Below are 15,293 nucleotides of genomic sequence, written 5' to 3' on the forward strand. Positions count from 1 at the left end.
TCGCGTAACCGTTAGAGGACTGATTCGCGACACGGAACCACTATATGAACCGTCTGGCCAGCTGCAGCATTCTCGCCCTCGGCGCTTTACTTCTTTCCGCCTGCACGACGGTGGACTACGACTTTTCCGACGTAAAGAAATCAGGTGGTTCGGTAGCCCGCATTCCACCGCCGTCAGGCCCGGTGAAGGCGCCCCGTTTCGGGGATCGCGACCCGCACGACTGGACCGGCAAGACGCCGTGGCACTATCCGATCCACGGCACGGACGTTTCCAAATACCAGACCAATATTGACTGGAGCGCCGTTCGCGCCAGTGGCATTTCCTTTGCCTTCATCAAGGCGACCGAAGGCGGCGACCGGGTCGATGACCGCTTTCAGGAACATTGGAACGGCGCCCGTCAGGCAGGCATCGCCCGGAGCGCCTATCATTTCTATTATTTCTGCCGTCCGGCGATCGAGCAGGCGCGCTGGTATATTCAAAACGTACCGCGTGACCCCGGCGCGCTTCCGCCCGTTCTCGACATGGAATGGAACCCGCAGTCGCCAACCTGCAAGCTGCGCCCCAACGCAGCCGTTGTGCGCAAGGAAATGCGCATTTTCCTGCAAGCGCTGGAAAAACATTACGGCAAGCGCCCGATCGTCTACACGACGGTCGATTTCTTCGATGACAACGATCTGCGGCAGATGGCGGATTATCCGTTCTGGCTGCGCTCCGTCGCCGGTCATCCTGACGAAAAATACGGACCGCATCCGTGGACGTTCTGGCAATATACCGGCACCGGCTCCATTCCCGGCATCAAGGGCGACGCCGACATCAACGTCTTCGCAGGTGACGCCAATACGTGGAAAAAGTGGCTGGAAAGCAACAAGGTCCGCTAACACGGCCCAGTTTGGCAGTTCACACCAAGTTTTGCTTCATTTCCGGGGCTTGTTGGGGCAATAGCAAAACAATCCTCGGAAGGGAGCCGACTGCTCCCGGTTTATTAGTGTGAGTTACCAATGAAGTTGTTTGCTTCAGTTATCGCAGCCGCCCTGCTGGCATCGACAGCCATGTCCAATGCACAGGCCGCCGCGTCCCCTGCGCCTGCTGCGGCCCCGGCTGAAAACGCCGTCAATCTTCCAAAGCCGGAATGCGAGATCGATTTCGGCCAGTGGATGGACAATCTGACCAAGGAAGCCCGTGACGCCGGTGTCGGCGAGAAGGGCATCGCCGAACTGCACAAGGCCATGCTTGAGCAGAAGGTGCTCGACCGCGACCGCAAGCAGACTGTCTTCAACCTGACCTTCACCGAATTTTCCAAGCGCCTCATCTCGGAAGCGCGCCTGAAGAAGGGCCGTGACAATCTGGTCAAATATGCCGATGTCTTCAAGAAGGTCGAAGATACCTATGGCGTACCGGGACCAGTCCTTGCCGCCTTCTGGGGCCTGGAAACCGACTATGGTGCCATTCAGGGAGATTTCGACACGCTCAATGCGCTTGTCACCCTTTCCTATGACTGCCGCCGCCCGGACCTGTTCCGCCCGCAGCTGATCGCCCTTCTCAAGCTTTTCGATCAGGGGGTCGTCGATGCGGCGACCACTGGCGCATGGGCTGGCGAAATCGGCATGATGCAGCTTCTGCCGAAGGACTATCTTGAACGTGGCGTTGACGGCGATGGCGACGGCAAGGTCGATCTGAAGAACAGCGTTCCCGACGCCATGATGACCGCCGGTCGCATGATCTCGGAACTCGGCTGGAAACGTGGCCAGCCATGGCTCGAGGAAGTTCGCCTCACCAAGGACCTGCCTTGGGAAGAAGCGATCCGCACCAATCGCAAGCCGCATTCCTGGTGGGCTGAACAGGGCGTGACCGGCCTCAATGGTCCGCTCGGTCCGGATGACGGTGATGCGTCGCTTCTGCTGCCGCTTGGCCGCAAGGGACCGGCTTTCCTGTCCTATCCGAACTTCGACGTGTTCGTGGAATGGAACAAGTCCATCGTCTATGCGACCACGGCGGCCTATTTCGCGACCCGTCTGGCGGGTGCGCCTGCCTTCGATCCCGGCACCCCGGTTCCCGGCCTGACGCAGGACCAGCTGAAGGAACTCCAGACCAAGCTGCAGGCGCGCGGCTATGAAATGGGCAAGATCGACGGCGTTTTCGGTGTCGCCACCCGCGATGCCGTGCGCGCCGAACAGTTGCGCCTCGGAATGCCCGCCGATTCCTGGCCAACGCAGGAGCTTCTCGACAAGCTCTGATATTCGACAAGGCGCGGAGTTCAAAGCCCGCGCCTTTTCCTTTCCCGAACTGAAATGCGCCCCATGCTCACAACGCTGTTCGTCGTCCTTCCCGTTTTCGCGCTGATTTTCTCCGGCTGGGGTGCCTTCAGGCTGAAAATTCTCGGGCCGCATGCAATAGCGGAGCTGAACCGTTTCGTCGTCTATCTTGCACTGCCTGCCCTGCTCTTCGACATCATGGCCAATACCCATGGCAGCGAGCTGTGGCAGCCAGGCTTCATCGCAGTGTTTCTGCTTTCAAGCGCCATTGCTTTCGCATTGCCATTTCTGGTGCGGCTGCGCGGAAAAATGCCGCTTGCCGATACCGCGCTGGACGGCCTGAACGCCGCCTATCCCAATACCGGTTATATGGGCATCCCGCTTTCGATGATCGCTTTCGGCTCGGGCGTTCTGGCCGCGACAACCATTTCGATCATCATCACCGTCTGCGTCACCTTCGCTTTTGCCATCGTGCTAATCGAAATCGGCCTGCAAACCGAAAAGAAGCCGCTCCGTCTCATCTGGAAGGTGGTGCTATCCCTGATCCGCAATCCGCTGCTTGTCGCTCCAGCGCTTGGTGCCGTGGTGTCCTTTCTGGGGCTCGCGATCCCACCCCCGGCGGAAACCTTCCTCAAGATGCTCGGCGGTGCCGCATCGCCTTGCGCGCTCGTGGCCCTTGGCCTGTTCCTCGCCCAACCGCGCAAGATCGAACGTGAAAGCGTGAATGCCATCGCCTTCCTGGTCTCGGTGAAGCTCATCGTTCAACCGCTCGCAACCTGGCTGCTGGCGGTCCATGTGTTCGGACTACCGCCCCTGCTGGCGCAGAGCGCCGCGCTTCTCGCAGCCCTGCCGACCGGCACCGGGCCGTTCATGCTGGCCGAGCATTATCGTCGCGAAGCGGCGATAACCTCCAACGTCATCCTCTATTCGACCGTGATATCAGTCCTCACCTTGTCGGCATATCTGGCGCTAATTCGCTGAAATGGGCTAAAAACGTGTCAAAAAAGCTGTGGCAAGTGCGGCGAAAACAGCACCAAACGTGGCAGTTCGATGTCTTTTTCATGAAATGTGAACAAATTTTTCTAGTCAAATATTTCAATAGTTTAGAGGGTAAACAATAGGTTTATTCCCCTATCACGGCAGATTGCAGAACGAAATCTTCTTTTGTTCGGGGCGTTTTGCGCTTAGATTCCGGTTTCCTACCAGCGCGCGTCCGACCAGTCGGGCGCATATGAAGGAGACAGACCAATGGGACTTACGCGATCTTTGAATGTCCTCATGATCTGTGCGGCATTTGCATTTGTTGCAGCGTTGATAGCAGGGGTCATCCCTTAGAGTATGTCTCCCGAAAGTGGGAACCGGTTTCGGGATAAAGACACCAGCCTAAACAGGAAATGCTCTAAGGGAAATGGCCTAAACCATTACGGCGGCTTCGGTTTTTGAGGATAGGTCGACCCGCACGGAAACGAGAAAGCCCGGCGAAATCGCCGGACTTTCTTTTGTTTCAGGCCATTTCCAGCGCTGCTTCCGCCTTCGGCCTTATGCCGATCATATGGCAGATCGCAAAGGGCAGATCGGCGCGATTCATCGTGTAGAAATGGAAATCCTGCACGCCGCGTTCGATCAGATCCATCACCTGTTCGGCGGCAATTGCGGCTGCCACCAGCTGGTGCGTCTGCGGATCGTTGTCCAGCCCGTCGAAACGCTCGGCCAGCCAGGCCGGAATATGCGTCGCCGACCGCGCGCAGAAATTCTTGACCTGCTTGAAGTTGTGTACCGGCAGCACGCCCGGAACGATGGGGATGTAGATGCCTGCGCGGCGAACCCGCTCGACATAACGCTCGTAAAGATCGTTCTCGAAGAAGAACTGGGTGATGGCGCGCGTCGCACCATTATCGACCTTGCGTTTCAGCATATCGATATCAGTTGCAAAATCCGGGCTTTCCGGATGCTTTTCAGGATAGGCGGAAACTGAAATGTCGAAATCCGCAATATTGCGCAGGCCGGAGACCAGTTCGGCACCGTTCTGGTAGCCGCCCGGCGTCGGCACATATTTTTCGCCTATACCCGCCGCCGGATCACCGCGCAGCGCCACGAAACGATTAACGCCAAACGCTGCGAATTCACGCACCACACGGTCGACTTCCTCACGCGTCGCATCCACGCAGGTCAGATGCGCGGCGGGCTTGACGTCGGTTTCCTTGAGAATGCGCGCAACGGTGCGCGCCGTGCGTTCCCGCGTGGAACCACCGGCGCCATAGGTCACCGAAACGAATTCAGGCTGCAACGGGGCGAGCCGCGTGACCGTATCCCAGAGACGCTGTTCCATTTCTTCCGTCTTGGGAGGGAAGAATTCGAACGATACCCGGGTGGTCTGGCCAACGTCCGGTCGGCGGGAAAGACCGTAAAAACCCATCAAACTGTCTCCGTCATGCTCGGAGCATTTTGCAGCCAGATGGAAACATCGGGCGTCGCATAATGCCGTGAATACAAATATTTAGAGTGTGCTTCCGTCTGACTTCATCAAGCCGAAACGCGCTCTATCGTTTTCGACACCGGGTCGGCGATCAGAAGGCGCGGATCGCGGGCAAGCCACAGCTTCACTGTCAGCCCCTGATCTCCGTTGGTAGCCTTCGGCTCCAGCTCCAGTGTCTTTTCCGGTTCAAGACCGGCATCCCTCATCCAGCCCAGCATCTGCTCGTCGCTGAAGCCAAGCCGCAGATGCGCGTGCTCCTCGCGCAGGAACTCAAGCCTGTGCGGTGCAAAATCGACGATCAGCAGCCGCCCGTTGGGGCGCAGCGCCCGCGCGCCTTCCCTGATCGCAGCCAGCGGGTCGTCAAGAAAGTGCAGAACCTGATGAATGGTCACCAGATCGAAACTCTCGCGCTCGACAGGCAGCGCATAGACATCGCCCTGACGAACCTGGGCATTGCCGATTGCCGCCAGATCGAGATTGGCCCGCGCCACGGCAAGCATGTCGCGATTGATGTCGATACCGACGCCGCGAAGGTAAAGCGGCGCAAAAAGCTCCAGCAACCGGCCCGTACCCGTGCCGACATCCAGCATGGCCTGAAACGGCTTGTCGCCGACTATTTTCTTGAGCGCCACTTCGACCGCGTCTTCGGGCACATGCAGCTTGCGTATCTGATCCCAGCTGCCGGCATTGGCGCTGAAATAGGCGGCTGCCTTTTCCTGACGGCTGGACTTCACCTGCGACAGGCGCTCCATGTCGCGCTCGACCAGCGCATCGGCACTGTCGAGGCGCGCCAGAAGCCCGCGCGCCAGATCACCGCTGATCACATTGTCAGCGAGACGGAAATAGGCCCACGCCCCTTCCTGATAGCGATCGATCAGATCAGCTTCGGCCAGCAGCTTCAGATGACGCGAAACACGCGGCTGGGATTGCCCCAATATCGTCGTGAGGTCCGAAACGGTCAGGTCGCCCCGCGCCAACAGCGCCAGAATGCGCAAGCGGCTTGGCTCCGCCACCGCCTTCAACACATCCACCATCTGATCGAGTTGCAGCTGCAAACTGCTCATCACTTGGCCCTCGGGCTGACTAAAAGACATAAAGATATGTTTATATGGAAAACAATTTTGACGCAAGGACTTTTCATGCAGAATGGCGGCGTAAGGGATTCGCAAACGAGCGCCCCACGCCTTACGGATGCACGAAAAACGTTCCAGACAGGAAGCCAAGCGTCGTGCTTCCTGAAATCGGTTCGGATTTTCAGGCGCATGCGGATATGGAAGGAGAGCAGAATGAGCGCAGGCACCAATCGCCAGAAGGCAATCGCCAAGTCCCTGACGCTTCTGCTTCCGGCCGTCCCCTATTCGGACTCCGAACCTATCCGCGCCGCAGCACTTGCTCCGCATATGAAGACGCTGCCGCCTTCCACTGCCGTGTGGCTCGCGACCGTTGCGCATGTGCGCCATTCCCACACCGATTACGACGCGCTGCGCGACGAAGGCTATGACAGGGATTCGGCACGGTTCTTCGTTTTGGATGCGATCAACGCGAAACTCACGGAGTGGCGCTCCACACGGCTCGTCTCGCCGGAGGACGATGAAGTCGTACAGATGTAAACCAGCCGGGATTTACTGTTTTGCCGCCGCACATTTGGGCCGGGTCAACCGCACGGTATATTGCCGTGGACCAACCATGCCTTGCGGTGTCGGCAGGGTGACGATCCTGGCCTTCAACCTGCATGTTCCGACCCGGACATCGTAAGAACCGGAATCCTGTCGGGTGATACTCTGGATGGGCTGGCCCGGAAAGCGCTTTCCGACCGCCTCGGTCACGGAGGCGAGTTCCCGGCCTGCCTCGACATTCGGTGCGAGCACCGCATGAGCAGGGAAAGTAAGCAGCACCATGAATAGGGCCGCCCCCAAAAACGGGACCGCGAACGCATTATGCCTTTGCTTGAAATGCTCTGATCTCAGAAAATATTTCATGAAAACGCCCCATAAAAACTCCCGGATGATAGCGCATCGCGGAATGCAAGGCCACACAATGCATTCAGGCCCGCAATCGTACCGATCCGGGCCTGAAAATATTCCAGCTTGGCGAATGTCAATCGACCGAACCGTGCCCTTGCAGATAGCCGTGCGTGCGCGGGTTCGGCATCACGATACTGACGACGAAGACTACCACCATGATCACGGTCACATACCAGAAGAAGCCGCTTTCCATGCCCTGCTGCTTGAACCACAGCGCCACATATTCCGCCGTGCCGCCAAAAATAGCGTTGGCGATGGCATAGGAAAAGCCGACGCCCAGCGCCCGCACTTCCGCCGGAAACAGTTCTGCCTTCACGATGCCGCTGATGGAGGTGTACATGCTGACGATCGCCAGCGCGATCACGATATAGATGAACGCCCAGAGCGGACTCTGAACCGAACCGATCAGCGTCAGGAGCGGAATCGTCGTCAGGATGGAAATGCCGCCAAACCCGATCATCATCGTCTTGCGCCCGATCTTGTCGGACAATGCGCCAAAGAGCGGCTGCATCAGCATATAGACCAGCAGCACGACGGTCATGGTTTCGCTGGCCGTTTCCTTGCTCATGCCAGCCGTGTTGACCAGATATTTCTGCATATAGGTGGTGAAGGTATAGAAGGCGAGCGAACCGCCAGCCGTGAAGCCGACCACAACGAGGAAAGCCTTGCGGTGGTTCTTCCAGATATTGGCGAAGCTGCCCGCTGCCTTGTTGCTGCGGGTTTCTTCCGTCGAGGTCTCGTGAAGGGTCCGCCGCAGGAAAAGCGCCACGATGGCCGCGACACCGCCAATGGCGAAAGGAATGCGCCAGCCCCAGGCGTGAAGCTCATCCGATGTCAGGAAGAACTGCAGCACCACGATCACCAGAACGGCAAGCAACTGCCCGCCGATCAGCGTGACATACTGGAACGAGGAAAAGAAGCCACGACGACCGGCCAACGCCACCTCGCTCATATAGGTAGCGGTGGTGCCGTATTCGCCACCGACGGAAAGCCCCTGCAAAAGCCGCACAATCAGCAACAGGAATGGTGCCGCAATGCCAATGCTCTGATAGGTCGGCAGAATGGCGATCGCGAAAGAACCGAGGCACATCATCGTGACCGAAATCAGCATGGATGTGCGTCGGCCGAGCCTATCGGCAATGCGGCCAAAGAGCCAGCCGCCGATAGGGCGCATGAGGAAACCAGCCGCAAAAATCGCAGCCGCGTTCAACAACTGGCTGGTCTGGTCTTCGGCGGGAAAAAACTGCGACGCAAAGTAAAGCGCGCCGAAGGAATAGACGTAAAAATCGTACCACTCCACCAGATTGCCCGATGCGCTGGCCACGATGGCAAAGACGCGGCGGCGCGTGTCATGGGCATCATGTGCCGCTTCGATCTCGCCATTGGCGTCAGCATGCATTTCTGCATTGTTCATTCTGAAAACTCCCGATAGCGGGCAGTTGTCGAACAGCCCGCAAGCCGCCGGTCCCATGCGGGATGACCGAAATCGGCGATTGTTTCACTTCACAAACATAAAAAGCGATCCGCGTTTCAGTCGAAAGGCAGCCTCGCATTTGAAATGTCCTCCCGGTCAAAATCATGCCGTCTGAATCGCTGGCGATGACAGACGGTCCTTGAACCGGCGGTCTCGGTGTTCATTCCCAACGAAGAATATAAACGGAGCAAGAGCATCGAAACCGGCCTCCTGAACGAAATCGCGACGGGATGAAACGCATCACGGCGTTGCGATCACAGGCTCCATATCTAGAGCGGTTTCAGGATGCGGCCAGACCATAGGAACAAAATCGTTTGCATGCAATCTATTACAATATGAGAAATTGCTAAATGAAACGGCTGGCAGCGCCGCCTGTTCCAGAGACGATGCAACCCTTTGAAATAACAAATAAATAATTGAGATCGCCCGCACGGGCAATCGATCAATTCCCCGTGTGGAGCGACCTTTGAGACAGTTATTTCTTTTGAGCGACCAGAAAAATACGCGGAAAACGCAACAGCACTTTTCCGTCGACCGTCGCTGGATAATGCGGCGCGATCTGCTCTTTGTAGGCCTCCAGATAGTCGGCCTGTTCCTGCTCATCGAGCGGATCGAGAAAAGGCCGCAAACCTGTCCCCTTCACCCATTCCACAATGGCATCCACGCCATCCAGCGGATGGTTATAGATCGTATGCCATAGATCGATCCGTGCAGCCTGGCTGGCCAGTGCGTTGTAATATTCCGCCACCGGCGGCAAAGGCTCCCTGCCCTCGGTGCCGATCTTGGCGGCAAAGGCTTCCGTTCTGGCCACGTCGCGCATGCCGACATGCGTGGGCTCACCCATATTATCCGGCATCTGGACGGCCAGCACTGCGCCGGGACGAAGCAGCGACAAGAGGCGCTTCATCTGCGCGATGTGATCGGGAAGCCACTGGAACACGGCATTGGAGAAAAGAACATCGGTCTGCGCATCCGGCTCAAAGCTCGTCACGTCGCCGATGGTGAAATCAACATGCGGCAGGCGCGCCCTGGCCTTTTCGATCATGTCGGGTGATGTGTCGAAGCCGGAGACATGGGCGTCTGGCCAACGTTCGGCCAGAAGCTCCGTCGAATTGCCCGGGCCGCAGCCGATATCGACAACCTTGCGCGGCGCGTCGAGCGGTATCCGGGCCAGAAGATCACGCGCCGGGCGACTGCGTTCGTCTTCAAACTTCAGATATTGCTTTGCGGACCAGTCTTTCATCCTGTCTCCCTTCATCAAACGAAAAGGCCGGCGCTATGCACCGGCCTTTTGAGAGTAATTAACGAGTGAGCGGCTTATAGGTAACCCGCTTGGGATTGACGCTATCCGGTCCAAGACGGCGGATCTTGTCGGCTTCGTAATCCTCGAAGTTTCCTTCGAACCATTCGACGTGGCTGTCGCCTTCGAATGCGAGGATGTGCGTCGCCAGGCGGTCGAGGAACATGCGATCGTGGCTGATGATAACGGCGCAGCCCGCGAAATTTTCGAGCGCATCTTCAAGCGCGCCGAGCGTTTCCGTATCGAGATCGTTGGTCGGTTCGTCGAGGAGCAGGACATTGCCGCCGGATTTCAGCATCTTGGCCAAGTGAACGCGATTGCGCTGACCGCCCGAAAGATTGCCGACCTTCTGCTGCTGGTCACCGCCCTTGAAATTGAACGCACCGCAATAAGCGCGGGAGTTCATTTCAAACTTGCCGAGCTTGATGACGTCATTGCCGCCGGAAATTTCTTCCCATACGGTCTTGTTGGCGTCGAGTGCGTCGCGGCTCTGGTCCACATAGGAAAGGTGAACCGTGTCGCCGATGCGAACCGAACCCTTGTCCGGCTGATCCTGCCCCGTCAGCATCTTGAAGAGCGTCGATTTACCGGCGCCGTTCGGGCCGATCACCCCGACAATGCCGCCAGCCGGAAGTTTGAAGCTCAGATCGTCGATCAGCAGGCGGTCGCCAAAGCCCTTCGACAGGTTCTCAACCTCGATGACCACCTGACCCAGACGCTCGCCCACCGGGATGATGATCTGCGCGTCGCCGGGGCGGCGTTCTTCCGCGCTCTTGACCAGTTCGTCATAGGCCTTGATACGCGCCTTGGACTTGGCCTGACGCGCCTTCGGGCTTGCTGAAATCCACTCGCGTTCACGCGACAGCGCCTTTTCACGCGCTGCTTCCTCGCGGCCTTCCTGCTGCATGCGCTTGGCCTTGGCTTCCAGATAGGCGGAATAGTTGCCTTCATACGGAATGCCGCGACCACGGTCGAGCTCGAGAATCCAGCCCGTCACATTGTCGAGGAAGTAACGGTCGTGGGTGATGATCAGCACCGAACCCGGATATTCGCGCAGGTGCTTTTCCAGCCATGCGGTCGTTTCGGCATCCAAATGGTTGGTCGGTTCGTCGAGAAGCAGCAGGTCGGGCTTGGAAAGCAGAAGCTTGCAAAGCGCCACGCGACGCTTTTCACCACCCGAAAGCTTGGACACGTCCGCATCGCCCGGAGGGCAGCGCAGCGCTTCCATGGCCATTTCCACCTGGCTGTCCAGATCCCAGAGGTTCTGGCTGTCGATGATGTCCTGCAGCTTTGCGCCTTCATCCGCCGTTTCGTCGGAATAGTTCATCATCAGTTCGTTGTAACGGTCGATGATCGCCTTCTTCTCAGCGACGCCTTCCATCACATTGCCGAGCACATCCTTGGACGGATCGAGTTCCGGTTCCTGCGGGAGATAACCGCAGGTCGCGCCTTCGGCGAGCCACGCCTCGCCGGTATATTCCTTGTCGAGACCGGCCATGATCTTGAGCACGGTCGACTTACCGGCGCCGTTGGGACCGAGAATGCCGATCTTGGCGTCAGGGTAGAAGGAGAGATGAATGTTCTCCAGAATCTTCTTGTTGCCATAGGCCTTGTTGAGGCCGGACATGTGATAAATGAACTGGCGTGCCATAAAGCGCGTCGTCTCCGCAGGTTGAGAAGCGCGGGTCGCCGATCAGGTCGAACCGCGCGGAAATTGCTGAGGCGTATGTAGGCCAAATATGCCCCGGAAGCAAACGCCAACCCGCGAAATGGAAGCAGCCGGAACCACCAGTCCGCATCTGCTCGAGAAACAAATATAATGAAACCGGGCGCGGATATTTCCGTCACCCGGTTTCCCCTCTGGCCACCGTCCGCGAAAGTTTCCTCCCTTTCATCGGACGGCCTGCAAGTTATGACGTGAATTCTGTCTCTAGACGCCCCTGGATGCCCTTCAAAACCCCGTCTGCAAAGCTAGATTTGCCCAAGCTTTTGCGCTTTTCAAGCAGAATCTGCACAAAAAACGCTATTGCCTAAAATTCGTTCACCCGTCGATCCAATGCCTGTTTTAGCGACGCTGCATCGGGGAGATTGACTATTTGCACGGCATAAAATCAGATGGCGAAATGACGTTCAAAACCATTCATCATCTGCCGGTCGCAGACAAATCAGAACTTCCGTTCCGCACCGTCCGCGCCGCCATGCCGCGAGCGGTTGTCCAGCTGTGCCACGGCCTCGCCGAACATTCGGCGCGATATGAACGCTTCGCCTTCGCCCTCGCGGCGGCTGGCTGCCACGTCTATATTCACGACCATCGCGGGCACGGCACCAATATCGGTGCTCATGCACCGAGAGGCACGTTCGCGCAAAAGCAGGGCCATATCGTGGCCATCGAGGACGTGCGGGCGCTCAACCGTCACATTCACGAGAAGCATCCGGGCTTGCCCGTGGTACTTTTCGGCCATTCTATGGGCGGGCTGATCGCGCTGAACTATGTGCTGGACCATGCCGACACAGTGAATGCGGCGGCGGTCTGGAATGCAAATTTTGACGGTGGAGCGCAAAGCGCTGCGGCACTCGCACTTCTTTATATGGAGCGCATGCTGAAAGGCTCGGACGTTCCAAGCAGCATTCTGCCGAAAATGACCTTCCGCGCCTGGGGCCGGTCCATAAAGGGCCACCGCACGCTGTTCGACTGGCTTTCGCACGATGCAGCGGAGGTCGATGCCTATATCGCCGATCCGCTTTGCGGCTTCGACGCCAGCGTGGCGCTGTGGATCGACATTTTCCGGTTGATCCGGCGCGGGGCCGACGACCGCAATTTCTCAAAGGTTCCGCGGGACATGCCGTTCAATCTGGTTGGCGGCGCCGAAGACCCGGCAACGGCGAACGGCGCCGCTGTGCAGAAGTTGGGGGAGAGAATGCGGAAGATGGGCTTCAAGCGTGTCGATTGCACGATCCTTCCCGGCACCCGCCACGAAAGCCTCAACGAGACCAACCGGGATCAGGTGATGCAGAATTTTCTGGATTGGCTGGCGGAGGCTCTTCCGTCACCGGCATTGACCAGCTAGAAAACGGCAGTCAACCGATCAATCGAGTTATTATCCGGGCCAGAACTCACGATTACTTGAACCGTCTTGGCTTTGCCATGCAATCAATGCTATGCAGCGCGCCTTGCGCGCTATCGGGTTTCCGGGCAGGTAAGCCGGGCTTAAGCAGATGGCGCGAGGAATGAAGGAACACTCCGCTTGGACACACCGACGATTTCTGTGGTTATCCCCTGCCGCAACGAAGCCGACAATCTTGCCTTTCTGCTGGATGAAGTCGATGCCGCCATGCAGGGCCGCGCATACGAAGTCATCGTCGTAGACGACGGTTCGACGGACTCGACCAGCGACGTACTCGCGGGCCGCATCCATGCAGGCAAGCCGCTTCGCCATCTGCGCCATGATCGTTCATCGGGCCAGAGCGCCGCAGTGCGCTCCGGTGTCTTCGCGGCGCGCGGCAAGATCGTCGTGACCATGGATGGCGACGGGCAGAACAATCCCGCCTATCTCCCCGTTCTGGCGGATGCGCTGATCAAAGCCGGACCGGATTACGGCATTGCAGCGGGACAGCGCCTCAAGCGCACGGATACGAAACTCAAGCAGTTGTCGTCGCGCTTTGCCAATAATCTGCGCGGCGCGATCCTCAAGGACAAGACGCGCGATTCCGGCTGCGGCCTGAAAGCGCTGCATACCGACCTGTTCCGGCAACTGCCGTTCTTCGATGGCTGGCATCGCTACCTTCCTGCGCTGGCGCTGCGCGAAGGCTACGATGTGGTGCATGTCGACGTGGTCGATCGCGAACGCCGCCACGGCAAATCCAATTACGGCATTCTGGACCGTGGAATGCGCGGCATTCTGGACCTTTATGGCGTCTGGTGGCTGCGCAAGCGCCGCAAGGTCGTTCCTCGCGTGAGGGAGATCACCCATGACTGATATTTTCAACAGCCTGTCGCAGTGGCTGCACGACGTTTTCGTGGCGCAATGGGATGGCTGGATCGTGCTGGGCTTTGTCGCCCAGGCCTGTTTCACCATGCGCTTCGTGGTGCAGTGGCTCGCATCCGAAAAGGCAAGGCGCAGCGTCATGCCGGTGGCCTTCTGGTTCTTCTCGCTGTTCGGCGGCGCTTTGCTGCTGATCTATGCCATCCAGCGCAAGGACCCGGTCTTCATCGCCGGTCAGGGCCTCGGCCTCATCGTCTATATCCGCAATCTCTGGCTCATCGCCAACGAAAAGAAGCGGCTGACAGCCGGGGAGTAAACTCCCCGGTTCAGAATTATTGTTTTTAGGCCCTCAGCGTCCGGCCCACTGAGCGATAGTCAAGCCCGGTACCGGCAATGTCCTCGGCCTTGTAGACATTGCGCAGATCGATCAGCACATTTCCGGCCATGACACCCGCCACCCGTTTCAGATCGAGCGCACGATAGGCGTTCCATTCCGTCAGCAGAGCCACGACACCCGCCCCCTCTACAGCTTCGTAGGCTGAATTGCACCAGACAACATCGGGCAGCACCGCCCGGGCCGCGTCCATAGCTTCCGGATCGTGCGCCTGAACCCTGATTCCGGCCTTCTGAATGGCCGCGATAATGTCGAGCGCGGGAGACTCGCGAATATCGTCGGTGTTCGGCTTGAAGGCGACGCCTAGAACAGCAACCCTGTCCGCACCGCTCTCCTTGGCGGCGGTCACGATCCGTTCCGCCATGGATTGCTTGCGGGTTTCATTGACCGCTATAACCTGCTCGATCAGCGACTGACGCGCCTCGTATTTCTTGCCGGTTGCAGCAAAGGCGCGCGTATCTTTCGGGAAGCACGATCCGCCGAAACCCGGTCCGGCATGCAGGAACTTGGAGCCAATACGATTATCCATACCGATGGCGCGAGCCACTTCCTGCACATTGCCGCCGGTCTTCTCGCAAAGGTCGGCGACCTCGTTGATGAAAGTCACCTTCATGGCCAGAAAGGCATTGGCCGCATATTTGATGATTTCGGCATTTTCCAGCGAGGTGACGACCATCGGTGTTTCACGCAGGTAAAGCGGACGATAGAGGCGCTGCATTGCGGCCTTGCCGCGCTCGTCCTCCACGCCGACGACAACACGGTCGGGTCGCATGAAATCCTCGATCGCCGAACCTTCCCGCAGAAACTCCGGATTGGACACCATCGAGAACGGTACACCCGGATTGGCGGCCTTGATGCGGTCGCGTATGCGCGCATTGGTGCCGACTACGACTGTCGACTTGATGACGACGACGGCGCCGGGCTTCATGGCGGCAGCGATTTCGTCCGCAGCAGCCTCGATATATTGCAGATCCGCCTCGCCGTCGCCGCGACGGGATGGCGTGCCTACCGCGATGAAGATGACATCGGCATCCGCGACACTTGCCGGAAGGTCAGTGCTGAACTCCAGCCTGCCATCGCGAATGTTGCGGGTCATCAATTCATCGAGACCCGGCTCGAAGATGGTGACCTTACCGGCCTTCAGCCGTTCGATGATCGACGGATTCTTGTCCACGCAGGTGACGTGAAAGCCGAATTCGGCAAAACACACACCCGAAACCAGCCCCACATAGCCCGTTCCGATCATCGCCAGCTTCATATGTTCAGTCCTTCAGTTTGCATTCGCGAGAGCCTGATGAGATTCCGGCTCCGGTTTGCCGGAAATGGAGGCGTTAGAGAACCGGAGCATCGTTCACTTAAAGTTACATGCGGACCGGAAGCGTCAAACAAC

14 protein-coding genes are annotated in these 15,293 nt (G+C 58.2%); 7 read left to right on the plus strand and 7 right to left on the minus strand.

Going from position 1 to position 15,293, the window contains the following annotated elements:
- Positions 1–44: 44 nt before the first annotated feature.
- The 3 genes from ACOWVS_RS13455 to ACOWVS_RS13465 all read left to right on the plus strand — a co-directional run bounded on the left by ACOWVS_RS13455 (position 45) and on the right by ACOWVS_RS13465 (position 3,233).
- Positions 45–878, plus strand: a complete 834-nt coding sequence (locus ACOWVS_RS13455) for a GH25 family lysozyme (protein ID WP_006467237.1) — start codon at positions 45–47, stop codon at positions 876–878.
- Positions 879–998: 120 nt separating this feature from the next.
- The gene (locus tag ACOWVS_RS13460; protein WP_021586894.1) at positions 999–2,234 is read left to right on the plus strand and encodes a lytic murein transglycosylase; all 1,236 of its coding nucleotides are present in this window, start codon (positions 999–1,001) and stop codon (positions 2,232–2,234) included.
- A gap of 63 nt (positions 2,235–2,297) precedes the next feature.
- Entirely contained in the window at positions 2,298–3,233 is a 936-nt protein-coding gene (locus tag ACOWVS_RS13465; protein WP_021586895.1) for an AEC family transporter, read from the plus strand.
- Positions 3,234–3,756: 523 nt separating this feature from the next.
- Here ACOWVS_RS13465 and metF read toward each other — a convergent pair.
- Together metF and ACOWVS_RS13475 are read right to left on the minus strand one after the other, a co-directional pair.
- On the minus strand, positions 3,757–4,668 hold the full coding sequence (metF, locus tag ACOWVS_RS13470; protein ID WP_021586896.1) for a methylenetetrahydrofolate reductase [NAD(P)H]: 912 nt from the start codon (positions 4,666–4,668) through the stop codon (positions 3,757–3,759).
- Between the two features lie 107 nt (positions 4,669–4,775).
- The gene (locus ACOWVS_RS13475; protein WP_021586897.1) at positions 4,776–5,792 is read right to left on the minus strand and encodes an ArsR/SmtB family transcription factor; all 1,017 of its coding nucleotides are present in this window, start codon (positions 5,790–5,792) and stop codon (positions 4,776–4,778) included.
- A gap of 222 nt (positions 5,793–6,014) precedes the next feature.
- Here ACOWVS_RS13475 and ACOWVS_RS13480 point away from each other — a divergent pair, with 222 nt between their 5' ends.
- Positions 6,015–6,338, plus strand: coding sequence for a DUF2293 domain-containing protein (locus ACOWVS_RS13480; RefSeq protein WP_021586898.1), 324 nt, complete (start codon positions 6,015–6,017; stop codon positions 6,336–6,338).
- Positions 6,339–6,350: 12 nt separating this feature from the next.
- Here ACOWVS_RS13480 and ACOWVS_RS13485 read toward each other — a convergent pair whose 3' ends face one another.
- The 4 genes from ACOWVS_RS13485 to ettA all read right to left on the minus strand — a co-directional run bounded on the left by ACOWVS_RS13485 (position 6,351) and on the right by ettA (position 11,177).
- Complete coding sequence (locus ACOWVS_RS13485) at positions 6,351–6,626, minus strand: hypothetical protein (protein WP_235694383.1); 276 nt, start codon at positions 6,624–6,626, stop codon at positions 6,351–6,353.
- Between the two features lie 199 nt (positions 6,627–6,825).
- Positions 6,826–8,166: an MFS family transporter gene (locus tag ACOWVS_RS13490; RefSeq protein ID WP_021586900.1), complete on the minus strand. Its 1,341-nt coding sequence runs from the start codon at positions 8,164–8,166 to the stop codon at positions 6,826–6,828.
- Positions 8,167–8,701: 535 nt separating this feature from the next.
- Complete coding sequence (gene tam / locus ACOWVS_RS13495; RefSeq protein WP_021586901.1) at positions 8,702–9,469, minus strand: trans-aconitate 2-methyltransferase; 768 nt, start codon at positions 9,467–9,469, stop codon at positions 8,702–8,704.
- Positions 9,470–9,527: 58 nt separating this feature from the next.
- Positions 9,528–11,177, minus strand: coding sequence for an energy-dependent translational throttle protein EttA (gene ettA / locus ACOWVS_RS13500; protein ID WP_021586902.1), 1,650 nt, complete (start codon positions 11,175–11,177; stop codon positions 9,528–9,530).
- Positions 11,178–11,649: 472 nt separating this feature from the next.
- Between ettA and ACOWVS_RS13505 the strand changes: the two genes are divergently transcribed.
- From ACOWVS_RS13505 to ACOWVS_RS13515, 3 genes are all read left to right on the plus strand, one after another.
- Positions 11,650–12,594: an alpha/beta fold hydrolase gene (locus tag ACOWVS_RS13505; RefSeq protein WP_021586903.1), complete on the plus strand. Its 945-nt coding sequence runs from the start codon at positions 11,650–11,652 to the stop codon at positions 12,592–12,594.
- Between the two features lie 177 nt (positions 12,595–12,771).
- Positions 12,772–13,503 carry a glycosyltransferase family 2 protein gene (locus tag ACOWVS_RS13510; RefSeq protein ID WP_006467249.1) on the plus strand — a complete coding sequence of 244 codons (732 nt, stop codon included), beginning with the start codon at positions 12,772–12,774 and terminating at the stop codon, positions 13,501–13,503.
- Positions 13,496–13,825 carry a lipid-A-disaccharide synthase N-terminal domain-containing protein gene (locus tag ACOWVS_RS13515; protein ID WP_006467250.1) on the plus strand — a complete coding sequence of 110 codons (330 nt, stop codon included), beginning with the start codon at positions 13,496–13,498 and terminating at the stop codon, positions 13,823–13,825. Before ACOWVS_RS13510 ends, ACOWVS_RS13515 begins: the two co-directional genes overlap by 8 nt.
- Positions 13,826–13,850: 25 nt before the next feature.
- Here ACOWVS_RS13515 and ACOWVS_RS13520 read toward each other — a convergent pair whose 3' ends face one another.
- Complete coding sequence (locus ACOWVS_RS13520) at positions 13,851–15,161, minus strand: UDP-glucose dehydrogenase family protein (protein WP_021586904.1); 1,311 nt, start codon at positions 15,159–15,161, stop codon at positions 13,851–13,853.
- Positions 15,162–15,293 lie beyond the last annotated feature (132 nt).

The organism is Brucella sp. IR068, from assembly GCF_049065885.1.
In the GTDB taxonomy this organism is placed as follows: Bacteria; Pseudomonadota; Alphaproteobacteria; order Rhizobiales; family Rhizobiaceae; genus Brucella; species Brucella intermedia.

Coding starts and splice junctions, on each gene's coding strand:
- ACOWVS_RS13455 (WP_006467237.1), top strand. CDS start 45: ATGAACCGTCTGGCCAGCTGCAGCATTCTCGCCCTCGGCGCTTTACTT.
- ACOWVS_RS13460 (WP_021586894.1), top strand. CDS start 999: ATGAAGTTGTTTGCTTCAGTTATCGCAGCCGCCCTGCTGGCATCGACA.
- ACOWVS_RS13465 (WP_021586895.1), top strand. CDS start 2,298: ATGCTCACAACGCTGTTCGTCGTCCTTCCCGTTTTCGCGCTGATTTTC.
- metF (WP_021586896.1), bottom strand. CDS start 4,668: ATGGGTTTTTACGGTCTTTCCCGCCGACCGGACGTTGGCCAGACCACC.
- ACOWVS_RS13475 (WP_021586897.1), bottom strand. CDS start 5,792: ATGAGCAGTTTGCAGCTGCAACTCGATCAGATGGTGGATGTGTTGAAG.
- ACOWVS_RS13480 (WP_021586898.1), top strand. CDS start 6,015: ATGAGCGCAGGCACCAATCGCCAGAAGGCAATCGCCAAGTCCCTGACG.
- ACOWVS_RS13485 (WP_235694383.1), bottom strand. CDS start 6,626: ATGGTGCTGCTTACTTTCCCTGCTCATGCGGTGCTCGCACCGAATGTC.
- ACOWVS_RS13490 (WP_021586900.1), bottom strand. CDS start 8,166: ATGAACAATGCAGAAATGCATGCTGACGCCAATGGCGAGATCGAAGCG.
- tam (WP_021586901.1), bottom strand. CDS start 9,469: ATGAAAGACTGGTCCGCAAAGCAATATCTGAAGTTTGAAGACGAACGC.
- ettA (WP_021586902.1), bottom strand. CDS start 11,177: ATGGCACGCCAGTTCATTTATCACATGTCCGGCCTCAACAAGGCCTAT.
- ACOWVS_RS13505 (WP_021586903.1), top strand. CDS start 11,650: ATGACGTTCAAAACCATTCATCATCTGCCGGTCGCAGACAAATCAGAA.
- ACOWVS_RS13515 (WP_006467250.1), top strand. CDS start 13,496: ATGACTGATATTTTCAACAGCCTGTCGCAGTGGCTGCACGACGTTTTC.
- ACOWVS_RS13520 (WP_021586904.1), bottom strand. CDS start 15,161: ATGAAGCTGGCGATGATCGGAACGGGCTATGTGGGGCTGGTTTCGGGT.